A 25,801-nucleotide genomic window follows, 5' to 3' on the forward strand; every position below is an offset into this window, starting at 1 on the left:
CTCTTGGAGTTGATCCTGGAGACCACTTGAGGGGAGCGCCATGGTCGAAAAGGCATCGCGCCGGCACGAAGGCGCCACACATCTGGTTGACATCGCCATCGACCGCGCATCGCAGGCGTCGATTGGCCGGCAGCTCTATTTCGCCCTGCGCGACGCAATTGTCTCCGGCAGAATGCAAGCGGGCGCCCGCCTGCCCTCGACACGGGCGGCAGCCGGGCTTTGGGGCGTATCACGCGGTGTCGTGGTCGAAGCCTATGACACGCTGTTGAGCGAGAGCTATGTCGTTGGCCAGCACGGATCCGGCACCTTTGTTTCGGCTGACGTGCCGGGACGGTCGGAGCGCGCGCGCCGAACCACTCCCGCACGTGCAGCCGCGAAAAGCGACATCTCGTCGGCAGCGCGCTCGGTCATCGGCAATGCGTTGCTCGATCCGCAACCCCAGGTCCCTTTCGCCACCGGCCGGGCCGAACCGGACGACAGGACGCGCGCCATTCTCAAGCGCATAGGCCATCGCCATCTTGACGCGCTCTGCGATCATTACCGGGATCCGCAAGGAGAGGAACGGCTGCGCAGCGAGGTGGTGACGTATCTCGCGGCGGCGCGGGGCGTTCGCTGCGAACCGGACCGCGTCTTCATCACCTCCGGCTCGCAGCAGGCGATCGATCTTGCCATTCGCACCCTGATCGACAGGGGAGACAATGTTGCGATCGAAGAGCCGGGCTACCCGCCGGCACGGCTGGCCTTTACGGCCGGCGGCGCCAGACTCATTCCCATCCCGGTCGATCCGCATGGGATGAATGTGGATGTGCTGGCCGGACGCACGGAAACCGTCAGGGCCGTCTATGTGACGCCGTCACATCAATATCCAACAGGCACGGTGCTTTCGATGGCGCGCCGCCTGGCCTTGATCGATTGGGCGGCGGCGAAGGGTGCGTGGATTCTCGAGGACGATTATGACAGCGAGTTTCGCTACGACGATCGCCCGTTGGCCGCGCTGCAAGGTGTCGACGAGCACGACAGGGTCATCTATCTCGGCACGTTCAGCAAGGCGCTGCTGCCCGGTCTTCGGCTGGGCTATTTGGTGGTCCCGACGGAGCTCGTGCCGGCCATCCGCGCGATGCGCGTGCTGCTCGACCGCTTCCCTGCCCCATTCCACCAGTTGGTGGTCGCCGACTTCCTGGGCGAGGGGCATTTTTCCAGCCACCTCAGGCGGCTGAGGGAAACATACCGTGCGTCGCGCGACATGTTGGTGTCGCTGTTGCGCGAACAGTTTATCGATCGGCCGGGAATCGCGATTGAAGTGCCCATGCAAGGCGTCCATCTCCTCACCCGATTGCCACTGGGCTTCGATGATGTCTCAATCGCGCAGGCAGCTCGCCGATCCGGTGTCACCGTGCTGCCTATCTCTTCGATGCATCTTGCTCCTGATGTCAGCCACGGTCTTCTTCTTGGCTTCTCCGCCCTGCATAGCGAGGATGCAGCGCCTGGTGTCAGGCGGTTAGCCCTGGCCGTCCTGCAGGGACATGTCGGGCATGGATAGCGACAACTGCCTTCCGGTTTGATCGCCTACCGCACATCCACCCAGCGCTTTTCCTCGAAGGAGCGCGCCATGGCGTGCACGGTGCGCTCGATCTCCAGCCCTTCGGCAAACTCGATGAGCCGCGCCGGCTTGCCGGCAAGCCGCGTCAGCAATTCGTGGCATTCGATGATCTTGAGATCGTTGAAGCCGAGGCCATGGCCCGGCGCCGGCACGAAGAGGTCATAGGGCTTGTGGTGCGGCGCCACCAGGATGGTGCGGTAGCCCTGTTCGGTCGGGCGGTCTGATGTGAGATAGAGCTGGATTTCGTTCATCCGCTCCTGGTCGAACAGGATCGACCCTTTCGAGCCGAATATCTGGATGGCGATGCGGCCCTTGCGGCCCCAGGCCGAGCGGTTGACCAGCAGCGTTCCGGCAATGCCGTTTTCCAGATGCATCAAGACGCTCGCGATATCGTAGGTCTCAACTGCGCGACGGCCGCCGCTGGCCAGCTTGCGGTCGGCATAGGGTTTGGCCATGTCGCAGATGACGCTGGCGACGCGGCCGAACAGGGCGGACACCAGCGACAGCGGGTGCACGGCGAAATCGTCGAGCGCGCCATAGCCGGAAGCGGCTTCGTGCTTCCAGAAGAACAACGCCTCCGGGTCGGCCATGAAATCCTCGTCCATCTCGATGCGCAGATGGTTGACCTCGCCGATGATCTTCTCGTCGAGCAGCGCGCCGATGTGACGGATGGCCGGACTCTGGATGTAGTTGTAGCCGAGCGCCGCGACCTTGCCGGACTTTTTCGCCGCTGCCGCCATGGCTTCAGCCTCGGCAAAGCTTGGCGCCATCGGCTTCTCGCACCACAGATGCTTGCCGGCTTCCAGAATGGCGATGGCCATTTCCGGGTGGAACTGGTTGGGTGTGGTCAGCGAGACGATATCGACGTCAGGGTCGTTGACGACGGCGCGCCAGTCGCCGGACGCCTTGGCGAAGCCGAACTCGCCTGCCTTGCGTCGGGCAAGCTCCTCATTGACCTCGCCGAGATGGACAAGCCGTGGCTTGGCGACGTCCGGAAAGACAGCGCCGACGGCACTCCATGCGATGGCGTGACACTTGCCCATGAAACCCGTGCCGATGAGACCGACGCCGACCATTTTCCGTTTCTCCACTGCCTGAAGTATCAGATGGATGAATTAGTCCATTTTCTCTTGGAATGGAATGTCTGCCTCATTTTTTATGGCGTTCTTGCGCAGGCTGGCTATGATGAGGCACAGAGGGACGCTTCACGCATGAGCTTGGACAGACCGACGATGGACGAACGGGTACCTCGCGACTTCGAGACGCTGCGCGCAACGATCCTCGATCGGCGCGAAAGCCTGCCGAAGCGCATTGCCCAGATCGCTGCCTATGCGCTCGACAATCCCGACGATATCGCCTTCGGCACCGCCGCCAGCATCGCCGCTTCGGCCGGCGTGCAGCCGTCGACCTTGATCCGCTTTGCCCAGCAGCTTGGCTTCGACGGGTTCACCAGCCTGCAGCAGGTGTTTCGCGAGCGGCTACGCGAGCGAAACTCATCCTATGATGAAAGGCTGCAGGCGCTGCGCGCCAAGGCCGAGGGCGGCGCCGGGCACCGGGCGATCTTCGACGGCTTCGTCGCCGCCGCCAGCACCTCGCTCAATGATATCTCGCGCACGCTGGACGAAGCGCATCTGGAAGACGCGATCTCCCTGCTGGCCAAGGCCGAGACCATCTATGTGCTGGCCAAGCGCCGCTCCTATCCGGTGGCGTCCTACATCGCCTACGCGCTGGGCAAGCTCAAGATCCGCAACCAGCTGATCGAATCGGCGGCCGGCCTGAACGCCGAGATGATCGGTTTCGCCACACCGGCGGATGCCGTCATCGCCATCTCCTTCTCGCCCTATGCGCCTGCCACCATCGAGGAAGCGCGCAGCATTTCGGAACAGGGCGTGCCGATCGTCGCCATCACCGACAGCTCGTTTTCGCCGCTCGCCCAGTTCGCCAAGGTCTGGTTCGAGGTTGCCGAGGCGGATTTCGCCGGCTTCCGTTCGCTGTCGGCAACGATGGCGCTGGCCATGGCGCTGACAGTGGGCGTCGGCGAGAAGCGACGCGATACGGGTCGCAAGCGCAAGATCTAGGCTCTGTTGACAAAGTTCTGTCCCGTCTCCCTGCGGACGGTTTGCGGAGACTGCTGCCGCTGGCCTTTGACCGCTCATGGAGTGGCGAGAGTGCCCGAAATCCCGCTGCTCCGGCGCTGTGTTGATATCTCCGGTGATCTCAGGCAAGCCGACCTTCATTTTGCGGTGAATCGTCGATTGTGCCTTTGTTTTTAGAGGTTTCGTTTTCGATAACCAATCGTCCCCGGAGTTGGTCGATAGCACGTTGAAAAACGGCCGGATCGTCCATTGCCCGAGAAAGAACAATTGCTCCTTGAATAGCAAGAACGGCCTCTTCCGCGAGGATGCGTGATTGATCAGCGTCACGGCCCTGTCGAATAAGTGCTGACTGCAATGCGTCCACCCAAGCTACGAAATAACCTCGGATAGCTTGCGAGAAGAGGTCACGCGTATTGGCGACCGCCAAAGCACCGACGAGGCACACGCGCCTGCCTGACCTGAAATATTGGTCCGTCGAGTCGAGCATTGCACCGATGGCGCCACTAACATCGCTCTCGTTACGCAACGGGGAATATACGGCATCCTCGAACCATTGGCTGATGTCGCCGAGAACAGCTCGCACCATCTCTTCCTTTCCGTTCGGGAAGAAGTGGTAGAGGCTGCCCTTGCCGAGACCGGTAGCCTTGCCGATCAAGGCAAGGCTTGCGCCTTCATAGCCATGTTCGCGGAAAACTTCGGCCAACGGGGCTATGGCGTCGGATCTCTCAGCGACCATGCGGGCCATGATTAAAGGCCCAGATCGCTGAGGCTGGCGTGATCATCCGGCCGACGGCCAAGAGGCCAGTTGAACAAACGATCGTTTTCAGCGATCGGCATTTCATTGATGCTCGCGTGCCTGTGCATCATCAGACCGTCGTCTGCGAATTCCCAGTTCTCGTTACCATAAGCGCGGTACCAGCGGCCGCCATCGTCGCGATATTCATACGCGTAGCGTACCGCGATGCGGTTACCGGTGAAAGCCCAAAGCTCCTTGATGAGGCGGTATTCGTGCTCCTTATTCCACTTACGTGTCAGAAATGCCTGAGCTTCTTCGCGATTTCTCGCGAATTCAACGCGGTTCCGCCAGCGGGTGTCGAGCGTATAGGCCAGAGCGACTTTGGCCGCGTCTCGAGTGTTCCAGCCGTCTTCAGCCAACCGAACCTTTTCGATTGCGGTTTCGCGGGTGAAAGGTGGGAGTGGGGGACGTGACATCTTCAGTTCCTTGTTTAGCCGAGGTATTTGTACCGATTGGTATCTACTTTACCGATCGGTACAATCGTGTATGATTCTATCGTTGTCAAGTGGCATTTCCATCTGGCTGTTTGAGATCGATTTGGACCGGCGCGTGGTAACCTCGTTGCTGGCGGCTGCCGACCAGGCCGGAGCGTTCTCATTCTGGTGTGATCGCGAGGGAGGCCGTACGCGTCAGCGCATTGCCTTGAAGAGGGAGTTAATCTCGGCCTAGGCCCTGTTGACCAAGTGGATTTCCAAATCAGCGGAAGCGTGATTCAAAGCTGCCTTTTAGGAGGCGGTCTTGGCTCGTGGCGATCTGACGGATATGGAATGGCGGATCATCGAGGGGCTTTTCCCCACCGAACGTGGGAGGAAGTCTCGGCCCTCGCACGATAATCGGCAATATCTGAACGGTATGCTGCATGTTCTTCGGGTCGGCTGCCCTTGGCGCGACATGCATGAGCGCTACGGAAAGTGGAATTCGGTCTATGTGCGCTTTCGCCGCTGGGCCGAACAGGGCGTTTGGGAAGCCCTTCTTGAGACCCTCATCGAACTGGAACTGACGGATGATTGGCAGCACATGCTCGACAGCACCACGGTTCGCGGCCACTCGCAGGCTGCGGGCGCTAAAGGGGGACTCACCAAGCACAGGAAACTGGCCGATTGAGGTGGACTTGGACGCGACCATGCACTTCTGATTTTCGGATGCGGACGCTGCAGGTCGAGGAGCAGCGGAAAAGTCCCCACCAGCCTTCGGTCCGATGACTTTCCGGCGAAGGAACGCTCATTCCATATTGACTATGGATTGGAATTATTATTTCATATTCCCGGCGCCACGCTGCCGCTCGCGCGTGTACCCCAAGACAACAAGGCCGACGGGAGGTTCCAATGAGCGAAGCCGTGGACGCGAAACAGGCGCCGCTCGACGTCATCACCATCGGTCGCGCTTCCGTCGACCTTTACGGCCAGCAGATCGGCTCGCGGTTGGAGGATATCACTTCCTTCGCCAAGTCGGTCGGCGGCTGCCCGGCCAACATCTCGGTCGGCACGGCCAGGCTCGGCCTGCGCTCGGCGCTGCTCACCCGCGTCGGCGATGAGCAGATGGGGCGCTTCATCCGCGAGCAGCTGAGGCGTGAAGGCGTCAATGTCGACGGGCTGAAAACCGACAAGGAGCGGCTGACCGCGCTGGTGCTGCTGTCGGTCGAGGACGAAGGCGTTTCGCCGATGATCTTCTATCGCTCGGACTGCGCCGACATGGCGCTGGCGCCGGAAGACATCGATGAGGCCTTCATTGCCTCGGCCCGCTCGATCGTCGTCACCGGCACGCATTTTTCTAGGCCCAACAGCGATGCCGCGCAGCGCAAGGCGATCCGCGTCATGAAGGCCAAGGGCGGCAAGGTGGTGTTCGACATCGACTATCGGCCCAATCTGTGGGGTCTGGCCGGCCATGCCGAAGGGTTCGAGCGCTATGTCAAATCTGACCGGGTCTCGGCCCAGCTGAAGACGGTGCTGCCTGATTGCGACCTCATCGTCGGCACCGAGGAAGAGATCATGATCGCGTCGGGCGCCGATGACTGCCTGAGCGCCTTGAAGACGATCCGCTCACTGTCGTCCGCCACCATTGTGCTCAAGCGCGGCGCCATGGGCTGCATCGTCTATGACGGACCGATCAGCGACGATCTCGAGGACGGTGTCGTCGGCAAGGGGTTTCCGATCGAGATCTACAATGTGCTCGGCGCCGGCGACGCGTTCATGTCCGGCTTCCTGCGCGGCTGGCTGGGTGGCGAAGACCATGCGACGGCCGCGACCTGGGCCAATGCCTGCGGCGCCTTCGCCGTGTCGCGGCTGCTCTGCGCGCCGGAATATCCGACCTTCGAGGAGCTGCAGTTCTTCCTCAAGAACGGCAGCAAGCATCTGGCGCTGCGCAAGGACGAGGCGATCAACCATATCCATTGGGCAACGACCCGCCGCCGCGACATTCCCTCGCTGATGGCGCTCGCCTGCGACCACCGCGTGCAGCTCGAGGATGTGGCGGCAAAGGCCGGTGCCGATCCGGCCCGCATCCATGATTTCAAGGTGCTGGCGGTCAAGGCGGCTGCGAAGGTCGCCAACGGCCGCGACGGCTATGGCATGCTGATCGACGAGAAACATGGCCGCGAGGCGATGTTCGAATTCGCTAGGCATTCCTTCGCCTGGCTAGGCCGGCCGGTCGAATTGCCGGGCTCGCGGCCGCTGCGTTTCGAATTTTCGCAGGACATCGGTTCGCAGCTCACCGAATGGCCGGTCGATCACTGCATCAAGTGCCTGTGCTTCTACCATCCCGACGATCCGGCGGCGCTCAAGGAAGAACAGCAGCAGAAGCTGCGCGCGCTGTTCGAGGCCGCGCGGAAAGTGGGCAGGGAACTTCTCGTCGAGATCATTGCCGGCAAGCATGGCAAGCTCGACGAAACGACGATCCCGCGCGCGCTGGAGGAACTCTATGCGCTCGGCATCAAGCCGGACTGGTGGAAGCTCGAGCCGCAGGCGTCGGCTGGCGCCTGGGCCAAGATCGAAGCCGTCATCCTGAAGCACGATCCGTGGTGCCGCGGCGTCGTGCTGCTTGGCCTGGAGGCGCCGCAGGACGAGCTGGAAGCGGCTTTCGCCGCCACCGCCAAGGCGCCTATCGTCAAGGGCTTTGCCGTCGGCCGCACCATCTTCGTCCATGCGGCCGAACAATGGCTGGCCGGCAAGATGTCTGATGACGAGGCGATCGCCGACATGGCGCAGCGCTTCGAACAGCTGACCGAAGCGTGGCTTGCCGCGCGCGGCCGCAAGGCGGCATAAGAAGCCGGCACAAGGACTGCGGAGGAAAACACCATGAGCAAGACAATCCGCCTGACGATGGCGCAGGCGCTGACCCGCTTCCTGTCGCGCCAGATGACCGAGATCGACGGCAGCAAAGTCCCGATCTTCGGCGGCGTCTGGGCGATCTTCGGTCACGGCAATGTCGCGGGCATCGGCGAGGCGCTCTACCAGGTGCGTGACGAATTGCCGACCTTCCGCGCCCACAATGAACAGGCGATGGCGCATGCGGCGATTGCCTACGCCAAGGCCAATTTCCGCCGCCGTTTCATGGCCGCGACCTCTTCGATCGGCCCCGGCGCGCTCAACATGGTGACGGCGGCGGCGCTCGCCCATGTAAACAGGTTGCCCGTCCTGTTTCTGCCCGGCGATGTCTTCGCCAACCGCATCCCCGATCCGGTGCTGCAGCAGGCCGAGGATTTCTCCGACGGCACGGCGACGGTCAATGACTGCTTCCGTCCGGTGTCGCGCTATTTCGACCGCATCACCCGGCCGGAGCAGATTATTCCCGCGCTCAGCCGCGCCATGGCTGTGCTGACCGATCCGGCCGAATGCGGGCCAGTGACGCTGTCGCTTTGCCAGGATGTCCAGGCCGAGGCCTACGACTACCCCGAGAGTTTTTTCGCGGAGCGCGTCTGGCATCAGCGCCGGCCGCGTCCGGATCGCCAGGAATTGGCGGCCGCGGTCACTGCGCTCAAGGGCGCGAAAAAACCGCTGGTGATCGCCGGCGGCGGCGTCCTTTATTCGCAGGCCTCCGACGAACTGGCGAAGTTCGCCGAGGGCGCCGGCATTCCGGTCTGCGAGACGCAAGGCGGCAAATCCTCGCTGCCGGACGATCATCCGCTCAACATGGCGGCGGTGGGCGTCACCGGCACTTCGGCCGCCAACCGGCTGGCGGAAGAAGCCGATGTCGTGCTGGCCATCGGCACGCGCCTGCAGGATTTCACCACCGGCTCATGGGCGCTGTTCAAGAATTCCGGCAAGACCATCATCGGGCTCAACGTGCAGCCCTTCGACGCCGGCAAGCACCGCGCGCTGCCGCTGGTCACTGACGCGGCCGAAGGGCTGGCAGAACTGGGTGCGGCGTTGAAGGGCTGGAAGGCACCTTCCGCCTGGACCGACAATGCAGCCACCGGCAAAAAGGCCTGGCAGGCAGAGGCAGCGAAAGTGACGGCGTCGACCAATGCCACCTACCCCTCCGATGCTCAAGTGATCGGCGCCGTGCAACGCGCCATGGGCGCTGGAGTAACGCTGCTGAATGCCTCCGGCGGCCTGCCGGGCGAATTGCACAAGCTTTGGCAGGCGGGTGCGCCCGGATCGTACCATGGCGAATATGGCTTCTCGACCATGGGCTACGAGATTGCCGGCGGGCTCGGCGCCAAGATGGCGAAGCCCGGCGAGGAGATCGTCGTCATGATCGGCGACGGCTCCTATCTGATGATGAATTCAGAGATCGCCACCTCGGTGATGCTCGGCCTCAAGCTCACCATCGTGCTGCTCGACAACCGTGGCTATGGCTGCATCAACCGGCTGCAGATGGCGACCGGCGGCGCCAACTTCAACAATCTCCTGAAGGACTCGCGCCACGAGGTGCTGCCCGACATCGACTTTGCCGCGCATGCGGCGAGCATGGGCGCGATTGCCGAGAAAGTGCCGTCGATCGCCGGGCTGGAAAACGCGCTGGCACAGGCCAAGAAGAATACCCGCACCACGGTGCTGGTCATCGACACCGACCCGCTGATTTCCACCGATGCCGGCGGCCACTGGTGGGATGTGGCGGTGCCGGAAGTGTCGGCACGGCCGCAGGTCAACGCGGCGCGCAAGGCGTATGACGAAAAGCGGCAGATGCAGACCGTCGGCGATTGATATAGGCGCCGTCGCCCCTACCTCCCCCTTGTGGGGAGGTCGGACCGAAGGTCCGGGTGGGGGTCTGGCGCCGCCCCCCACCCCGCTGCTTCGCAGCGACCCTCCCCACAGGGGGAGGGTAAACAAGAAACCGGAGCGACGACTTGAAAGCCAAACTGGGTATGTCCCCCATAGCGTGGTGGAACGACGATCTTGCGGAACTCAGCGATGACGTGTCGCTGGAAGAGTGTTTGCGCCAGTCGCGCTCGGCCGGTTTCACCGGCATGGAGATGGGCCGGCGTTTTCCCAATGATCCCGATGTCATGCTGCCGATCCTGAAGGCAGCCGACGTGACGCTGTGCGGCGGCTGGTTCTCCGGCACACTGGTCGATGGGGAGATGGCCGACAACAAGGATCGCATCCAGCCGATGATCGACCTGTTCAAGGCCGTGAACGCGCCTTGCATCGTCTATGGCGAGGTCGGCCGCTCGATCCAGGGCGACCGTTCGAAGCCGCTGGCCACCAAGCCGAAGCTGTCGGACGACGAGATGAAGGCCTATGCGAAGCGCCTGACCGAGTTTGGCGAATGGTGCGCCGAGCAAGGCATGCCGCTTTCCTATCACCATCACATGGCGGCGGTGGTCGAAACCGAGCCGGAACTCGATGCCTTCATGCGCTATTCCGGGGCCGGCATTCCGCTGCTGCTCGATGCCGGCCATCTGGCATTCGCCGGCGGCGACGTTCTGCGCGCCATCGACAACCATCACACCCGCATCAGCCATGTGCATGTGAAGGACGTGCGCATGGGCGTGATCGAGAAGCTCGACCGCACGAAACAGTCCTTCCTCGACGCCGTGGCGCTGGGCGCTTTCACGGTGCCGGGCGATGGTTCGCTTGATTTCGGCGCCATCGTGCAGCGGTTCGCGGACCATGGCTATGAGGGCTGGTTCGTGGTCGAAGCCGAGCAGGATCCGAAGAAGAACCCGCCGCTCAGGATGGCTCAGGTTGGCTACAAGGAATTGATGCGCGTCATGACGGCGGCTGGATACACGGTCGAGACGCAAGGCTTCCCCAATGCCTAGGGCTATGCCTGATGCGATGGGTTCCAGGCGAAGCCGATTGCTGTAGATTGGCCCGATGAAAGATTCCGAGCACCCCTTCTTCCGGCCTTTGTGGCGGCGTGTCGCCGTCGTCGCGGTCTGCGTCATCTGGTCGATCATCGAGTTCGCCACCGGCACGCCGTTCTGGGGCATGATCGCGCTGGGCTTCGCCGGCTACGCCGTCTGGCAGTTTTTTTATCTGTACAAGCCGATCGACGAGAGCAAGGCGGCGGCCGAGCCCGAACCGAAGGAGTAACTGATCGCATGCGTTGGCGATTAGCTTGCAGTGTTTCTCACTTCGTCATCCTAGGGCGGAGCAAGGAGCGCAGCGACGCGGCGCAGACCCTAGGATCCATGCCATGACTTTGAAGGTGGTATGACGGTGCGGAATTCCGTTCCGCTGCGCTCTTGGACTGAGGTTATGGCATGGATCCTAGGGTCTTCGCGACGGAGCTTCGCTCCTGCTACGCCCTAGGATGACGAAGTTGGAAGGCACCGGCCAAACTCGAAGAGTTGCGATGGTCCTTTCAAACAAACGGCTTGGCTTCACAGGCCTGTAAGCCCGTCAAGCCAATGGAATAGGAGAGACACAATGTCGAAGCTGCTGGTGAAGGCCAACAAGGGCCATGGCCGCGTCGCTCATGTGACGCCGAAAAATGCCGGCTGGACCTATGTCGGTTTCGACCTGCATCGGCTGAAGCCGGGCGAAAGCACCTCGGGCAAGACGGACGACCGCGAAGTCTGCCTGGTGTTCGTCACCGGCAAGGGCAAGGCGTCAGCCGGCGGCAAGGACCTCGGCCTGCTCGGCGAGCGCATGTCGCCCTTCGAGGGCAAGCCCTGGTCGGTCTACATCCCAGAGGGATCGGACTGGTCGGTGACCGCGGATACCGAGCTGGAACTCGCGGTCTGCTCGGCGCCGGGCCTTGGCGGCGGCTTGCCGGTTCGCGTCATCGGACCGGACGATCTCGGCCAGGAAGTGCGCGGCAAGGGCACCAACACGCGCTATGTCACCAACATATTGCCGGAGGGCAAACCGGCCGACTCGCTGCTTGTGGTCGAGGTCATCACGCCCGGCGGCCACACGTCGAGCTATCCGCCGCACAAGCACGACCAGGACAATCTGCCGGCTGAATCGTATCTTGAGGAAACCTACTACCACCGCCTCAACCCACCGCAGGGCTTTGCCTTCCAGCGCGTCTACACCGATGCCGACAAGAGCGGCCATCGCGCGCTGGATGAGGCGATGGCGATCGAGGACGGCGATGTCGTGCTGGTGCCCAGGGGCTATCACCCCTGCGCCGCCTGCCACGGCTACGACCTCTACTATCTCAACGTGATGGCCGGACCGAAGCGGACGTGGAAATTCCACAATGCACCCGAGCACGAGTGGCTGATGAAGGCCTGACCCATCAGCCGCTCCGGCAAAAGCTATTGGTCCAACATGGAAAAATCGTCGGCTAAAGACCTTCTGGGTCGATTTGCCTTCGAAAACCCTTCAAAGCTTCGTCAATCCGTCATGGAAATCACCTATGGCAGCGGGACTGACGAGGACTACCTATGCGCTACGCCATCTATTTCACCCCCCGGCAGGACGAACCGCTGGCGCGGATCGCCGCCAACTGGCTCGGCCGCGACCCGTTCGGCGCCGCGACAAGGCCGGTCGAGGCGGTGGCCGACCTGTCGGTGGCGGAGGTCGCCTTCCACACCGCTTCGGCGCGGCGCTACGGCTTTCATGCGACGCTGAAAGCCCCTTTCCGCCTGGCTGCCAACGAAACCGAAGCCTCGTTGCGCGCCGCACTCGACCATTTTGCCGAGGCGACGCCGGTGGTGACCATCCCGCGCCTCGTCGTCAGCCAGATCGACGGCTTCTTCGCACTGGTGCCGGAAGGACCGCTGCCAGCGCTCAATCGCTTCGCCGATGACGTGGTGCTCGGCTTCGACCGGTTCCGCGCGCCGTTGACCGAGGCGGAAATCGAGCGGCGCAGCCCGGATTCGCTGAAGCCGGCCGAGTTCCGCAACCTCTGCCAATGGGGCTACCCCTATGTCTTCGAAACCTTTCGCTTCCACATGACGCTGTCCGGCCGGGCGGGGTCACACGAAAGCCCTCGTTTGCGCGCAGCAATCGAAAGTCTGTTCGCGGACATTCTGCGACAGAAGGTGCTGGTGGATGCGCTGACGTTGTTTGTCGAAACCGAACCGGGCGCACCTTTCATGGTGCTCTCGCATCACGCGCTCGGGCGCCGTTCCGCCAGAAAAACCGCCTGACACCCTGCCGGAACAACCCCAGCCGGAATAAGCAAGGACTGCCTGAAATGACCGCCGAAACTGTTCTCCACAACGCCCGCATCGTGCTTGCCGACGAGATCGTCGAGGGTTCGCTGGTGCTGCGCGACGGCTTTATCGCAGGCATCGAAGCCGGCTCCAGCCGCAGCGGCGAGGATATGGGCGGCGACTACATCATTCCCGGGTTGGTCGAACTCCATACGGACCACCTCGAAGGCCACTACGCGCCGCGGCCCAAGGTGCGCTGGAACCCGATCGCCGCCGTACTCGCCCATGACGCGCAGGTGGCAACCGCCGGCATCACCACCGTGCTCGACGCCTTGCGCGTCGGCATGGACGAAGATGCCGACCTGACATCAGCCGACATCCGCAAGCTGGCCGATGCGATCGAGGACAGTGTCCAGCAGGATCGTCTGCGCGCCGACCATTTCATCCATCTGCGCTGCGAGGTTTCGGCACCGGACTGCCTCAGGGCTTTCGCCAATTTCGATGGCGACGAACGGGTCAAGCTGGCATCGCTGATGGACCACGCGCCAGGCCAGCGCCAGTTCGTCAACCTCGAAACCTATGCCTATTACTACCAGCGCAAACTGAAGCTGACCGACCGTGACTTCAAGCTGTTCTGCGAAAAGCGGATGGGGGAATCGGCCGTGAATTCGGGACCGAACCGTGTCCACATCGCCGCCGCCTGCCATGAGCGCGGCATCGTGCTGGCCAGCCATGACGACGCCACCATTGGCCATGTCGGCGAGGCGATCGAGCAGGGCGTGCGCGTCGCCGAATTCCCGACCACGGAGGAAGCCGCCAGAGCCTCGAAAGAGGCCGGGCTCGGCGTGCTGATGGGTGCGCCCAACGTCATGCGCGGCGCCTCGCATTCGGGCAACGTCTCGGCCCGCACACTGGCCAGCGACGGGCTGCTCGACATCCTGTCGTCCGACTACATTCCCTTCAGCCTGATCCAGTCGGCCTTCTTCCTCGGCGATGTCGTCGACGGCATTTCCCTGCCGCAGGCTGTCGCCATGGTCTCGAAGAACCCGGCCGAAGCGATTGGCCTGACCGACCGCGGCGTCATCGAACAGGGCCGCCGCGCCGATCTGGTGCGCGTGCGCGTCGACGACCATGTTCCGGTCGTGCGCACCGTCTGGCGGCAGGGACGCCGGGTGGCATGATGGTGTCGGCACTGATCGAGCGGGAATTGTCCGCCGAGACGTTTCCGATCCGCGATGGCGTCTTCGTCGCCGTGGTTGGACCGAGTGGCGCCGGCAAGGACACGGTGATCGGCTACGCCCGCACCCGCTTTGCGGAAGAGACGCGGCTGGAGTTTGTCCGCCGCGTCATCACGCGGCCGAGCGATGCCGCCAGCGAGGACCACGACACGCTTGCCGATGCCGCCTTTGTCGAAGCCGAAGCCGATGGCGCCTTCGCCATCTCGTGGGAGGCGCACGGCTTGCGTTATGGCATCCCGGCCGATGTCGACTGGTCTGTCGCCAATGGCCGTGTTGCTGTCGCCAATGTGTCGCGCGCGATCATCCCCTCCTTGCGCGAACGCTATGCCAACCTGGCCATCGTCGAGATCACCGCCTCGCCGGAGGTGCTGGCCGAGCGGCTGGCAATGCGCGGCCGCGAGTCACGCGGCGAAGTCCTGGCGAGGCTGGCGCGCAGCGCCACTATGAACCTGTCCGGCCCCGGCGTCACCTCGATCGACAACAGCGGCCCGCGCGAGGCGGCCGGCGAACGCTTCGCCGAGGTGCTGCGCAAGGCGATGGCCTTTTCCGACATGTCGGGCCTGATCTAGCAGCGCTGCACGGGTGATTTGGCGGGCTGGGGCCTATTGGCAGCCAGCATCTCGTCGTTCATTTCGGTGGGCCATCACGAACATTCGCGATTGGCCGAAGCCTCCCCAACGTCGTCATCCCTGCGCGGCGCAGCTCCTTGGGTCTGCGCCGCGTCGCTACGCGCCTTGCTCCGCCCGTGGATGACGAAGCGATGGACGTTTTCGCCAAGACCATTCTGTCCGTCAGCGCAAGCGAGCCTTGAGTAGCACTCATGGACAGGCTTTATATATTATAATAGCATACCATTATAAGTCGTGGAGGAGCGCTGCACCCCGGTTTTGCAAGGGGAAGCCAGCGAGCGAAACACCGACCCCGTTTTACGTCGTCGCGCGGCCCGCGCCCCGCACGAGCGATGCCGACACGAGGCGCCCAAAAATGCATGGGAGGAAAAACATGCGGACTTTCCTGAGAGGGGCTGGCGCCTTGCTGGCCGGCATTGTGCTGGCGCTGTCGGCGCTCAAGCCGTCGATCGCTTCGGCGCAGACGGTCGACGAGATCATCTCGCGCGGCAAGCTGGTCGTCGCCGTGGACACCACGACGCCGCCCTATGGATTTCTCGACGCCAATCTGAAGCCGACCGGCTTCGACATCGAGGTCGCCAACAAGATGGGCGAAGCGCTCGGCGTGCCGGTCGAATTCGTCACCGTCACCTCGCCCGGCCGCATCCCGGCGCTGCTGACCAAGCAGGTCGATGCGGTGATCTCGATCTTCTCGATCACGCCGGCGCGCGCCATCCAGATCGACTATTCGATCCCCTATGCCGGACAATCGGCGGTCGTGATCGCGCCGAAGAGCACCGCTATCAAGGGCGTTGCCGACCTCGTCGGCAAGAAGGTCGGCCTGACGCGCGGCACCGGCGAGGACGGCCTGCTGACCAAGGCCGCCGAAGCCAATCCGGGCATCGAGATCCTGCGCTTCGACGACTATTCCTCGCTGCTGCAGGCCATGGTGTCAGGCCAGATCGATGCCATGGGCGGCGGCGATTATGGCGAAATCTATCTGAAGAAGGCGCAGAACGGCGATGCGTTCGAACAGAAATACATCCTCAAGACCTTCTACTTCGGCATTGGCGTCGCCAAGGGCAACGACAATCTGCGGCAATGGGTCAACACTTGGCTGTTCGCCATGAAGACCGACGGCACGCTGGACGCGCTGTCGATGAAGTATCGCAACCAGCCGCTGCCGACGCTGCCGGTGTTCTGAGCATTCCTCCATGAAGGCGGGGCCCTGCCGGCCCCGCTCCACCGACAAAGCCGGTGCATCGGTCCAACTGGCTCGCCCCTTGGCGAAGCACCTAGACAACCTCTAAAGATTATAATATTATAATCTTATTGGGAGGAGCCCAACAGGCACGACCTGAGGTCTTGCCGGGCATCGTCGGGTGGTTCGCGCCTCACGCCAACGATGCGGATGGGAGAGGCGTGCAGAAAAATGCATGGGGAGGAAAACATGCGGAATTTCCTGAGAGGGGCCGGCGCCTTGCTGGCCGGCATTGTGCTGGCGCTGTCGGCACTCAAGCCGTCGATCGCTTCGGCGCAAACGGTCGACGAGATCATCTCGCGCGGCAAGCTGGTCGTCGCCATCGACACCACCACGCCGCCCTACGCTTTTCTCGATGCCAGTTTGAAGCCGGCCGGCTTCGACATCGAGGTTGCCAACAAGATGGGCGAAGCGCTCGGCGTGCCGGTTGAATTCGTCACCGTCACCTCGCCGGGTCGAATCCCGGCGCTGCTGACCAAGCAGGTCGATGCGGTCATCTCGATCTTTTCGATCACGCCGGAGCGCGCCATCCAGATCGACTTTTCGATCCCCTATGCCGGCCAGTCGGCGGTGGTCATCGCGCCGAAGAGCATGCAGATCAAAGGTAATGCCGACCTGGTCGGCAAGAAGGTGGGGCTGACGCGCGGCACCGCCCCGGACGGGTTGCTGACCGCTGCGGCAGCGGCCAATCCAGGCATCGAGATCCTGCGTTTCGACGACCAGCCGGCGCTGATGCAGGCCATGATCTCCGGCCAGATCGATGCCATGGGTGGCGGCGACTATGGCGAGATCTACCTGAAGAAAGCCCAGAACGGCGACGCGTTCGAACAGAAATATCCGCTGAAGACCTATTATTTCGGCATTGGCGTCGCCAAGGGCAACGACAATCTGCACCTGTGGATCAACACCTGGCTGTTTGCGCTAAAGACCGACGGCACGCTCGATGCGCTGTCGATGAAATACCGCAACCAGCCGCTGCCGGCGCTGCCGGTTTTCTGATCGCTTTGTTCCGTGGCGGGGCCGCCATAGCATCGGCCCCGCTTGCCTGACCTCGTGACGGGATGCCCATGCAAACCGCCCTGCAATTCGGCCCGATCCTCATCCATCTCGACCTGCTGCTGCGCGGCCTGGCGAAGAGCATCCAGCTGGCTGCGCTGTCGATCCTGTTCGGCACCGCCATCGGCGTGCTCGGCGCTGTCGGCCGCAGCTTCGGTCCGCGCCTCCTGTCGTGGCCGATCGCCTGCTATGTCGAGCTGATCCGCAACACGCCGCTCTTGATCCAGCTCTATTTCGTGTTCTTCTCGCTGCCGCTGTTCGGCTTCAAGCTGTCGAGCAACATTGCGGCCGTCGTAGCACTCTCGATCCATCTCGGCGCCTACGCCACCGAGATCCTGCGCGCCGGCATCGAGTCGATCCCGGAAGGACAGGTCGAGGCGGCCAAGTCGCTCGGCCTCGGCCGCTACCGCATCATCCGCCATGTCATCCTGGTGCCGGCGGCGCGCGCCGTCTACCCGTCGCTGTCGGCGCAGTTCATCCTCCAGATCATGGGCACGTCGATCGTAGGCGCCATTGCGGCCGAGGAGCTGACGGCGGTCGCCAACAACCTCGTCATGCAGACCTTCCGCAGCTTCGAGGTCTACATCATCATCGCCATCATCTATTTCGCGCTGGTGCAGGCCGCCAGCCTGCTCTTCGCCGGCATCGGCAAGCTCATGTTCAGGTGGAAGCAATGAGCCTGCGCGACTTCGGCCCCAACGAATTGATGTTCCTGCTGCTGGCGACGCGCTGGACGATCCTGCTGGCGCTGATCGCCTTTGCCGGCGGCGGCCTGATCGGTCTGGTGGTGGCGGCGATCCGGGTGGCGCCGGCGCGGCCGCTGCGCTGGCTGGCCGCCGGCTACATCCAGTTCTTCATGGGCACGCCGATCCTGATCCAGCTGTTCATGGCCTATTACGGTTCTTCGTTCCTCGGCTACCGGCCGGACCCGTGGGTGGCAGCGGCCGTGACCTTCTCGCTCAATGGCGGCGCCTTCTTCGGTGAGATTTTTCGCGGCGCCATCGAGGCGATCCCGAAGGGGCAGTGGGAAGCGGCGACGGCGCTCGGTTTCCGCTTCACGCGAACGCTGCGGCTGGTGATCATCCCGCAGGCGGTGCGGCTGATGCTGCCACCGACCGTCGGCTTCATGGTGCAGATCGTCAAGACGACGTCGATCGCCTCGCTGATCGGGCTGACCGAACTTGCCCGCGCCGCCACGCAGGTAAACACGGTGACCTTCCAGCCGGTGATGGTGTTCGGCACCGTGTCGCTGATCTACTTCGCTCTGTGCTGGCCGCTGTCGCTCTATGCCGGCTATCTCGAGCGTCGTTTCGCTGCCGGAACAATCCGCAAGGTCGAGACACCGCTGGTCATGTCGGCTGTTTAGGTCGGCTGTTTAGGTCAGCCCTTGAACGCCGGCAAGGTCAGGCCCTTGACGCCGACATCGAGCGCAAACAATCCGCCCGGATTCTTCTGTCCGACGAAGTGGCTGGCAGGGCGCCGAAGCACCGCCGACGTGACATAGAGGATGTCGAGGTCCTTGCCGCCGAATTCGCAGCAGGTCGGCAGGTCGGTCGGCAGCAGCACGGTCTGCATCAGACGGCCATCGGGATCGTAGCGGCAGACCTTGCTAGTGACCGGAATGGTCACCCAGTAGCAGCCCTCGGCATCGACGGTCGCGCCATCGGCGAGACCGCCGGTCACCGTCATGTCGATGAAGGTGCGGCGGTTTTCGACATCGCCGGTGGCGGCATCGAAATCATAGGCCCAGACCGCGCCGGCATGGCTGTCGGAGAAGTACATCACCTTCGAATCCGGGCTCCAGGCCAGACCGTTGGAGCAGCCGATGCCGTCGATCATTCTATGCACCGACAGGTCGGGATCGAGCCGGTAGAGAGCGCCGATGAATTCGATCGGCTGCCCCGGCACCTCGAACATGGTGCCCGACCAGAACCGGCCCTGGCGGTCCGGCTTGCCGTCGTTGAAACGGGTCTTCGGCATATGCGCTTCCGGATCGACGATCGCTTCGAATGTGCCGGTCGCCGGATCGAAGAAATGGAACCCGTCGGTCATCGTCAGCACCAGGCCGCCCTTCTCGCGCAGACCGAGGCAGCCGAGATATTCCGGCGTCTCGAAGACATCGTCCTTGCCGGTCGCGGGATCGTAGCGATGGATCAGCTTTTTCCAGATGTCGATCCACCAGAGCACGCCGGCCTTGGCATCCCAAAGCGTGCCTTCGCCGAGCTCGGCCCCAGCATCGACGACACAAGAAATTTCGACCACGGTCAGCCCTCTCTTCTGCGCAACCTGCCGCCGAGGCCGGCGAAGGTCTCGCTGCCGATCGACACGGTGAGCAGGATCACCGCGCCATAGACTATGAGCAGTGCGCCGCTCGACAGGTTCAGCGCCGGCAGCAGTCCTGTGAGGATGGTGAGCACCATGGCGCCGGCGACGGTGCCGAGATAATGGCCGCTGCCGCCGAGGATCGAGGCGCCGCCTATGGCGACCGCCGCGATCGAGGTGAACAGATAGGCGTCGCCCATGCCGAGATAGGCCTGGCCGGAATAGCCGGTCAGAAGCATGCCGGCGAAGGCGGCGGTGAGGCCCGATATGACATAGGTCAGGATCGTGGTGCGCGCCGTCGGCACGCCGGAGAATTCGGCGACCGTGGCGCTGGTGCCGAGCGCATAGAGATGGCGGCCGAACGCCGCCTTGGAGAGCAGCAGCGTCGCCACCAGCGTCAGCGCCAGCCAGATCAGCGCGATCACCGGGAAACCGCCGATGCGCCCTACCGAGAGGAACTGGATCAAGGCCGGCGCCGAGGGCGTCGGCGAGCCGCCGGTCAGCACCAGGATCAGCCCTTGCAGGATGACGTTGGTGGCCAGCGTCATGATGATCGGCGGCACGCCGAACTGGGCGACGCCGACGCCATTGATCAGGCCGATGAAGGCGCCCCCGGCAAGCAGCAGCGGCATGACCCAGACCAGCGGCAGGTCCTGGCCGCCGCACAAAAGCGCCATGACGATGGCCGCTGAATTGAGCACCCATGGCACCGACAGGTCGATGCCGCCGCCGATGATGACGAAGGTCTGGCCGAGCGCGACGATGCCGACGAACGCTGCCAGCACGACGGTGGAGCGCATGTTGGAGACCGACAGGAAGCCCGGCGAAAACAAGGCCGTGACCAGCAGCAGCACGATCATGCCGGCATAGGCGAGCAAGATGAGCCGGTTGCGGGCGAGGAAGGCGCTCATTGGACACGGTTCCTTGCGGCCTTTTCAGCGACAGAACTCGCCAGAACCGAGAGCAGCAGGATGACGCCGGAAGCGACCGGCTGCCAGTAGCTCGACACATGCAGGACGAAGACCAGATTGCCGATGAGGGTCAGCACGAAGGCGCCGATCAGCGTGCCGGCCAGATGTCCGCGGCCGCCGAACAGACTGACACCGCCGATGACCGCCGCCGCCACCGAAGGCAGGATGTAGTCCTTGCCGATGGTCGGCGAGCCGGCGCCGGTCTGCGTCGTCAGATAGAGTGCCGCCCCCGCCGCGAACAGGCCTGAGAGACCATAGGTGATGACATTGACCCGGGTGATCGAGACGCCCGACAGGAAGGCCGACTTTTCGTTGGAGCCTGTCGCCTGGATGGTGACGCCGACGCGCGTCGCCCGGAACCACCACCAGAACAGCAGCAGCGCCAGCAGCATCCAGACCGGGCTGGTCAGGCCGAACAGCTGTGCATAACCGAAGCTGACCCACCAGCCGGGAACGCTGCCGCCATCGGTCGGCAGGATGATCATGGCGACGCCGTTGAGGATCGACCAGGTGGCGAGCGTGACCAGGAAGGGCTGCAGCTTGAGCAGCGAGATCAGCAGGCCATTGAACGCGCCGATCAGGAAGCCGAGGGCCAGGATGACGAGCGCCCACAGAGCGACGGTCGACGGATCGTCGGTGAAGCGCGTTGCAGCGATCACCGTGCCGAGGCTGATCATGCCGCCGATCGACAGGTCGATGCCGCCACGCACCAGCACGATGGTCTGGCCGGTTGCCGCCAGCATCAGCGTCATCGCCGCCGCCGTGTCGAGGTTGATCTCGTCCAGCGAAAAGACGCCGGATTGCAGGCTGCCATAGACGGCAACGATCAAGGCCAGCATCAGGCAGGCGACCAGGAATGGCGCGCGGTCTAGCGCGCGGCCGCGCCAATCGATGTCGGGCCTGGCGGGTTTCATTTCGGCTGGCCTTTGCGCCATCTCAACAGGTCTCTCTGCGACTGACATCACCATGCCTCAGGCCGCTTCGCTTTCAAGCATGGCGGCGCGCAAGATGCTTGCTTCCGAGATACGGTCACCCTCCAGCGTGGCTGCGATATCGCCATTGCGCATCACCAGCACACGGTCGGCAACATGGACGAGTTCCGGCATGTCACTCGAATGGAACAGGATCGCATAGCCCTTGGCCGCGAGATCGCGCATCAGCTGGAAGATCTCGCCCTTGGTGCCGACATCGACGCCGCGTGTCGGGTCGTAGAGCAGCAACACACGCGCTTGCGTGAGCAGCATCTTGCCGAAGATCACCTTCTGCTGGTTACCGCCCGACAGCGTGCCGGCAAGCTGCTCCGGCGTGCCGGCCTTGATGCGCAGGAAGTCGACCATCTCCTTGACAAGCGCCGCTTCCTTTTGCCGGCTCAGCAAGCCGTTTTCGGTAAAGCGCTTGATGACCGACAGGGTCAGGTTCTCGCGCACGCTCTTGGTCAGAAGCAGGCCCTGCCCGCGCCGGTCCTCGGGCACCAGCGCGATGCCGTCCTTGCCGGTCAGCGCCTGGCGTGGATTGCCGATCGAAGCCGGCTTGCCCCACAGTTCGACGGTGCCGCTCGCCTTGCTGGCGCCGAACAGCGACTGGAACAGTTCGCGCTGGCCGTGGCCTTGCAGGCCGCCGACGCCGAGCACCTCGCCTTCGCGCAGCGCAAAATCGACGCCGGAGAGCCGGCTGCCGCTGGAAAAACCCTTGACGCTGAGCGCGATGCGATCGGTCGCGGTGGCAATCCGTTCGGGATAGAGCCGGTCGAGATGCCTGCCGATCATCTGGGTGACGATCTCGTTGTCGGACACCGCATTGGCTTCATGTACGGCAATGGTGCTGCCATTGCGGAAGATGGTCAGCCGGTCGGCGATGGCGCGCACCTCGGCCATGCGGTGCGAGATGAAGATGACCAGCCTGCCCTCGGCGGCCAGTTGCCGGGTGAGTTTCAGCAGCCACTCCGCCTCCCTCGCGGGCAGCGCCGAGGTCGCCTCATCGAGGATCAGGATGCGCGGATCCTTGGCCAGGCCCTTGGCGATCTCGACGATCTGCCGTTCGGCCAGTGTCAGCCGGCGCAATTCCTGCTCGGGGCGCAGCGCCGGGAACTTGTACTTGTCGAGCAGCGCCAGCGTCTTGCGGCGCATCTCCGCGCGATTGACGGTGCGCAGAAACGTCCTTGGCTCATGGCGGAACCAGATGTTCTGCTCGACGCTGAGGTCGGGGATCAGCGACAGTTCCTGGAAGACAGCCGCGATGCCGCGCGCCTGGGCAGCATCCGGATTGGCGGGACGATAATCCTGGCCGTCGACCAGGATCGAGCCGCCATCATGCCGCACCGCGCCGGACAGTATCTGGATGAAGGTGCTCTTTCCGGCGCCATTCTCGCCGAGCAGCGCGTGTACCTCGCCGGCGCGGGCACTGAATGTCGCCTCGCTCAGGGCGACGATGCCGCCATAGCGTTTGGACAGGCCTTTGACGGTGACGAGGTCCATGGGCTGCTTTCGGTCTTTTACATCAAAGGGCAATCGCGTCAGACCAATTGCCGACATTGGCGCTGCCCCTCATCCGCCTGCCGGCACCTTCTCCCCGTATAGTGACGGGGAGAAGGGAGACGGTCGCAACCTCATCGCTTTTCCTGCAACGCTGGTAATTGGCGAAACCATCCATGAAGGCGTCTTTCTCCCCGTCACTATACGAGGAGAAATGCCCGGCAGGGCAATGAGGGGCAGCGCCAACGCCCGGTGTGTAGCAATTTATCCAAACCCATTGCCCTGGTTTACCACAGATCTACTTTGTACCGGCGGCTTCCGCAGCGGTGATCTCGACCCAGTCGGGCGTGATCGGCAGCGTCAGGCCGGGCGCCTGGTCGGGGAAGGCATTCTCGCCGACCGCGATCTTGATCATCTTGGTGCCCGGATAAAGCTTGGACTCGAAGGGATCGGTGGTGACGAAGTCGCCCTTGACCGAGATCGAGCGTTCGGCCGGCTTCTTGCCGGTGTCGAGAATATCAACCGCCAGCTTGATCGCTTCCGATGAGAGATAGGCCGGGTTCGAGCCGAGGATGCACTTGGCGCCTTTAGTCTGCGCGCAGGTAAGGGCGGCTACATTGTAGGAGAAGCCGACGACCGGGACGATCGGCCGGCCGGCATCTTTCAACGCCTGGATGGCGCCCGAACCGTAGCCTTGCGTCATGATGCCGTCGATCTGCGGATTGGCCGCAAGCAGTGCCGCGACGCCAGATTGCTCCGGTCCAAGCGCGTAATTGCCGTTGTAGTAGCCGACCACCTTGATGTCGGGATATTTGGCCAACACCTTCTCATAGCCCTGCTGCAATTGGGCCGAGATCGGCGCGCCGGCAAGGCCGCGGTCGAGGATGATGTTGCCCTTGCCGCCAAGCTGTACGGCCATCCACTCGGCCATGACGGAGGGGATGCGGTCCCAGTCGGAGGCGACGGCATAGGCGCAGGGCTCGGTCACCACCTGATCGAAGCTGATGACGACGATGCCGGCGTCGCAGGCCTTCTTGATGGTCGGATTCAAGGCCGAATCCGAGCCGGCATCGACCAGGATGGCGTCCGGCTTCTGGCGGATGATGTTGTTGAGCGAGTTGATCTGCGCCTGAACGGTGTTCTCGACATTCTCGATCTTGAGGTCGACGCGGCCCTTCAGCGGTCCCTTGTTGACCGAAACGGTGGCGACGCGCTCCATCTGCTGGCGCCAGTCATTGCCGACGAAATTGTTCGAGAGGTAGATGGTGTAGGGCTTCTTGTCCTCGGCACGGCTCGGCGCCGTGCCGATGGCGACTGCAGACATGGCAAGAGCTGCCATTCCGATGCAAACTGTCTTCAGTTTCATGGTCTCTCCTCCTTCGTGTTTCCTGCATCAGCCAGCGACGGACTTCGCCATCTTGGTGGGTGCTGCCTATAAATTGATACCGGTACCAAAACGCCTTGTCAATTTAAGCTAAGGCGCGATGGGGAGCTTCGAGGCGACCATTTCGCCGCCGATTGGCAGACGTCGCTCATTTCGCGCCGGCGGCCTCGGCAGGGGTGATTTCAACCCAGTCCGGGCTGACCGGAAGGAACAGGCCCGGAGCCATGTCCGGAAAGGCGTTCTTGCCGACCTCGATCTTCTGCATGGCCGCGTCGGGATACAATTCCGACGGGACCGGATCGGTGGTGAGGAAGGCATTGCGCAGCAGGATCTTCTTCTCGGCCGGCTTCTTGCCGTCGAGGATCTCGACCGCCAGCTTCAGGGCCTCGGCCGACAGGTAGGCAGGGTTGGGCGCCAGAATGCACTGGGCGCCTTGCGTCTGGGCACAGGTCGTCGTCGTCAGGTTGAAGGGACTGCCGGTTATCGGAACGATCGGACGGCCGGCATCCTGCAGCGCCTTGATCGCTCCGGCGCCGTAGCCCTGGACGAAGATGGCGTCGACCTGCGGGTGGGCGGCCAGCAGGCTGGCGACGCCGGCCTGTTCCGGTCCCAGCGCATAGTCGCCGTTGAAATAGCCGACCACTTCAATGCCTGGGTATTTCTTGATGACTTCCTCGAACCCGCCCTGCAGCTGAGCGGAGATGGGAGCGCCGGCAAGCCCGCGGTCGACGAGGATCTTGCCCTTGCCGCCGAGTTTCTTGACCAGCCATTCGGCCTCCACGCGCGGCGCCCGGCCCCAGTCGGACTCCATCGTGTAAGCGCAGGGCGCGCTGACGATCTGATCGAAGGCGATGATCAGAATGCCGGCATCGCAAGCCTTCTGGATCGTCGGGTTGAGCGCTTCGCCGGAGCCGGCATCGATGATGATGGCGTCGGGCTTGTTGCGAATGATGTTGTTGAGGGAATTGATCTGCGCCTGGACCGTGGTCTCGACCACTTCGACCTTGAGGTCGACGCGGCCGGCGAGCGGCGGTTTCTTGACCGCGATGTCGGCGCTGCGCAGCATCTGCTGGCGCCAGTCATTGCCGACGAAATTGTTGGAGAGATAGATGGTGTAGGGCTTCTTGTCCTGTGCGTTGGCCGGCACGGCATCGATCGACAGCAACGTCGTCGCGATCACCGCAAGGCCGGCGAAAAATGCGCCTGCTTTCATGATTTGCTCCTCCCGTGTTTGTTGCCGGCCGCGCGAACGCCGCCGCCTATCATGTGCCTTCCAGGCACACCCCCTTATGAACAGACTTTGTTTCGTGCATGCCGTTACCCCGGAACCGCTGCGCACTTTCGGACATGCGCCAGGCGAATGCTCGACATCGAACGGGGTCGCGCATCCACGTTCGATCGTGGTTTTCGGCGCGGCCTTCATCCTAGCTATGATGCTATTATAATTTTATAAAGCTGTCCATGGGCACGACAGGGAAATCCGCGTGGACAATCCTCCTGATCG

The 25,801-nt window shown here is 63.1% G+C and carries 23 protein-coding genes and 1 pseudogene; 15 read left to right on the top strand and 9 right to left on the bottom strand.

Translation table 11 applies throughout. From position 1 onward, the window contains the following. The first annotated feature begins 40 nt into the window (after positions 1–40). Positions 41–1,540 (top strand): PLP-dependent aminotransferase family protein, encoded by a 1,500-nt coding sequence (locus tag HB777_27940; GenBank protein QND67384.1) that lies wholly within the window; start codon positions 41–43, stop codon positions 1,538–1,540. Between the two features lie 26 nt (positions 1,541–1,566). Here the strand turns inward: HB777_27940 and HB777_27945 are convergent, their stop codons facing one another. After that, positions 1,567–2,676, bottom strand: a complete 1,110-nt coding sequence (locus tag HB777_27945; GenBank protein QND67385.1) for a Gfo/Idh/MocA family oxidoreductase — start codon at positions 2,674–2,676, stop codon at positions 1,567–1,569. A gap of 156 nt (positions 2,677–2,832) precedes the next feature. Between HB777_27945 and HB777_27950 the strand changes: the two genes are divergently transcribed. Continuing rightward, complete coding sequence (locus tag HB777_27950; protein ID QND68930.1) at positions 2,833–3,678, top strand: MurR/RpiR family transcriptional regulator; 846 nt, start codon at positions 2,833–2,835, stop codon at positions 3,676–3,678. A 139-nt stretch (positions 3,679–3,817) separates the two neighbouring features. Here HB777_27950 and HB777_27955 read toward each other — a convergent pair whose 3' ends face one another. After that, the gene (locus HB777_27955) at positions 3,818–4,441 is read right to left on the bottom strand and encodes a TetR/AcrR family transcriptional regulator (protein ID QND67386.1); all 624 of its coding nucleotides are present in this window, start codon (positions 4,439–4,441) and stop codon (positions 3,818–3,820) included. Between the two features lie 2 nt (positions 4,442–4,443). Then, positions 4,444–4,908 carry a DUF1348 family protein gene (locus HB777_27960; GenBank protein QND67387.1) on the bottom strand — a complete coding sequence of 155 codons (465 nt, stop codon included), beginning with the start codon at positions 4,906–4,908 and terminating at the stop codon, positions 4,444–4,446. Positions 4,909–5,230: 322 nt separating this feature from the next. Between HB777_27960 and HB777_27965 the strand changes: the two are divergent. The 13 genes and pseudogenes from HB777_27965 to HB777_28025 all read left to right on the top strand — a co-directional run bounded on the left by HB777_27965 (position 5,231) and on the right by HB777_28025 (position 18,515). After that, a pseudogene (locus HB777_27965) lies at positions 5,231–5,560 on the top strand (IS5 family transposase). A 257-nt stretch (positions 5,561–5,817) separates the two neighbouring features. Continuing rightward, positions 5,818–7,752: a 5-dehydro-2-deoxygluconokinase gene (gene iolC, locus HB777_27970; GenBank protein QND67388.1), complete on the top strand. Its 1,935-nt coding sequence runs from the start codon at positions 5,818–5,820 to the stop codon at positions 7,750–7,752. A gap of 33 nt (positions 7,753–7,785) precedes the next feature. Beyond that, positions 7,786–9,636, top strand: a complete 1,851-nt coding sequence (iolD, locus tag HB777_27975; GenBank protein QND67389.1) for a 3D-(3,5/4)-trihydroxycyclohexane-1,2-dione acylhydrolase (decyclizing) — start codon at positions 7,786–7,788, stop codon at positions 9,634–9,636. A gap of 143 nt (positions 9,637–9,779) precedes the next feature. Continuing rightward, the gene (gene iolE / locus HB777_27980) at positions 9,780–10,697 is read left to right on the top strand and encodes a myo-inosose-2 dehydratase (protein ID QND67390.1); all 918 of its coding nucleotides are present in this window, start codon (positions 9,780–9,782) and stop codon (positions 10,695–10,697) included. 55 nt (positions 10,698–10,752) lie between these two features. Beyond that, positions 10,753–10,971 (top strand): DUF3329 domain-containing protein, encoded by a 219-nt coding sequence (locus HB777_27985; protein QND67391.1) that lies wholly within the window; start codon positions 10,753–10,755, stop codon positions 10,969–10,971. A gap of 336 nt (positions 10,972–11,307) precedes the next feature. Further along, positions 11,308–12,120, top strand: a complete 813-nt coding sequence (gene iolB / locus HB777_27990) for a 5-deoxy-glucuronate isomerase (GenBank protein ID QND67392.1) — start codon at positions 11,308–11,310, stop codon at positions 12,118–12,120. Positions 12,121–12,272: 152 nt separating this feature from the next. After that, complete coding sequence (locus tag HB777_27995; GenBank protein QND67393.1) at positions 12,273–12,980, top strand: DUF1045 domain-containing protein; 708 nt, start codon at positions 12,273–12,275, stop codon at positions 12,978–12,980. A 47-nt stretch (positions 12,981–13,027) separates the two neighbouring features. Continuing rightward, on the top strand, positions 13,028–14,167 hold the full coding sequence (locus HB777_28000) for an alpha-D-ribose 1-methylphosphonate 5-triphosphate diphosphatase (protein ID QND67394.1): 1,140 nt from the start codon (positions 13,028–13,030) through the stop codon (positions 14,165–14,167). After that, positions 14,164–14,793 (top strand): phosphonate metabolism protein/1,5-bisphosphokinase (PRPP-forming) PhnN, encoded by a 630-nt coding sequence (gene phnN, locus HB777_28005; protein QND67395.1) that lies wholly within the window; start codon positions 14,164–14,166, stop codon positions 14,791–14,793. Before HB777_28000 ends, phnN begins: the two co-directional genes overlap by 4 nt. 433 nt (positions 14,794–15,226) lie before the next feature. Beyond that, on the top strand, positions 15,227–16,036 hold the full coding sequence (locus HB777_28010; protein QND67396.1) for a transporter substrate-binding domain-containing protein: 810 nt from the start codon (positions 15,227–15,229) through the stop codon (positions 16,034–16,036). 246 nt (positions 16,037–16,282) lie between these two features. Further along, complete coding sequence (locus HB777_28015; GenBank protein ID QND67397.1) at positions 16,283–17,092, top strand: transporter substrate-binding domain-containing protein; 810 nt, start codon at positions 16,283–16,285, stop codon at positions 17,090–17,092. Positions 17,093–17,160: 68 nt separating this feature from the next. Next, entirely contained in the window at positions 17,161–17,826 is a 666-nt protein-coding gene (locus HB777_28020; protein QND67398.1) for an amino acid ABC transporter permease, read from the top strand. Next, positions 17,823–18,515: an amino acid ABC transporter permease gene (locus tag HB777_28025; protein QND67399.1), complete on the top strand. Its 693-nt coding sequence runs from the start codon at positions 17,823–17,825 to the stop codon at positions 18,513–18,515. The genes HB777_28020 and HB777_28025 overlap by 4 nt, the downstream gene beginning before the upstream one ends. Positions 18,516–18,529: 14 nt before the next feature. Here HB777_28025 and HB777_28030 read toward each other — a convergent pair whose 3' ends face one another. The 6 genes from HB777_28030 to HB777_28055 all read right to left on the bottom strand — a co-directional run bounded on the left by HB777_28030 (position 18,530) and on the right by HB777_28055 (position 25,510). Beyond that, positions 18,530–19,411 (bottom strand): SMP-30/gluconolactonase/LRE family protein, encoded by an 882-nt coding sequence (locus HB777_28030; protein ID QND67400.1) that lies wholly within the window; start codon positions 19,409–19,411, stop codon positions 18,530–18,532. A gap of 2 nt (positions 19,412–19,413) precedes the next feature. Further along, a complete protein-coding gene (locus HB777_28035) occupies positions 19,414–20,382 on the bottom strand; it encodes an ABC transporter permease (protein ID QND67401.1) in 969 nt (322 codons plus the stop codon). Continuing rightward, positions 20,379–21,410, bottom strand: coding sequence for an ABC transporter permease (locus HB777_28040; GenBank protein QND67402.1), 1,032 nt, complete (start codon positions 21,408–21,410; stop codon positions 20,379–20,381). Before HB777_28040 ends, HB777_28035 begins: the two co-directional genes overlap by 4 nt. A 3-nt stretch (positions 21,411–21,413) precedes the next feature. Further along, positions 21,414–22,916 carry a sugar ABC transporter ATP-binding protein gene (locus HB777_28045; GenBank protein ID QND67403.1) on the bottom strand — a complete coding sequence of 501 codons (1,503 nt, stop codon included), beginning with the start codon at positions 22,914–22,916 and terminating at the stop codon, positions 21,414–21,416. 295 nt (positions 22,917–23,211) lie between these two features. Beyond that, entirely contained in the window at positions 23,212–24,279 is a 1,068-nt protein-coding gene (locus tag HB777_28050) for a substrate-binding domain-containing protein (GenBank protein QND67404.1), read from the bottom strand. 166 nt (positions 24,280–24,445) lie between these two features. Continuing rightward, complete coding sequence (locus HB777_28055) at positions 24,446–25,510, bottom strand: substrate-binding domain-containing protein (protein ID QND67405.1); 1,065 nt, start codon at positions 25,508–25,510, stop codon at positions 24,446–24,448. Positions 25,511–25,801: the final 291 nt, after the last annotated feature.

The organism is Mesorhizobium loti, from assembly GCA_014189435.1.
Lineage (GTDB): Bacteria > Pseudomonadota > Alphaproteobacteria > Rhizobiales > Rhizobiaceae > Mesorhizobium > Mesorhizobium loti_G.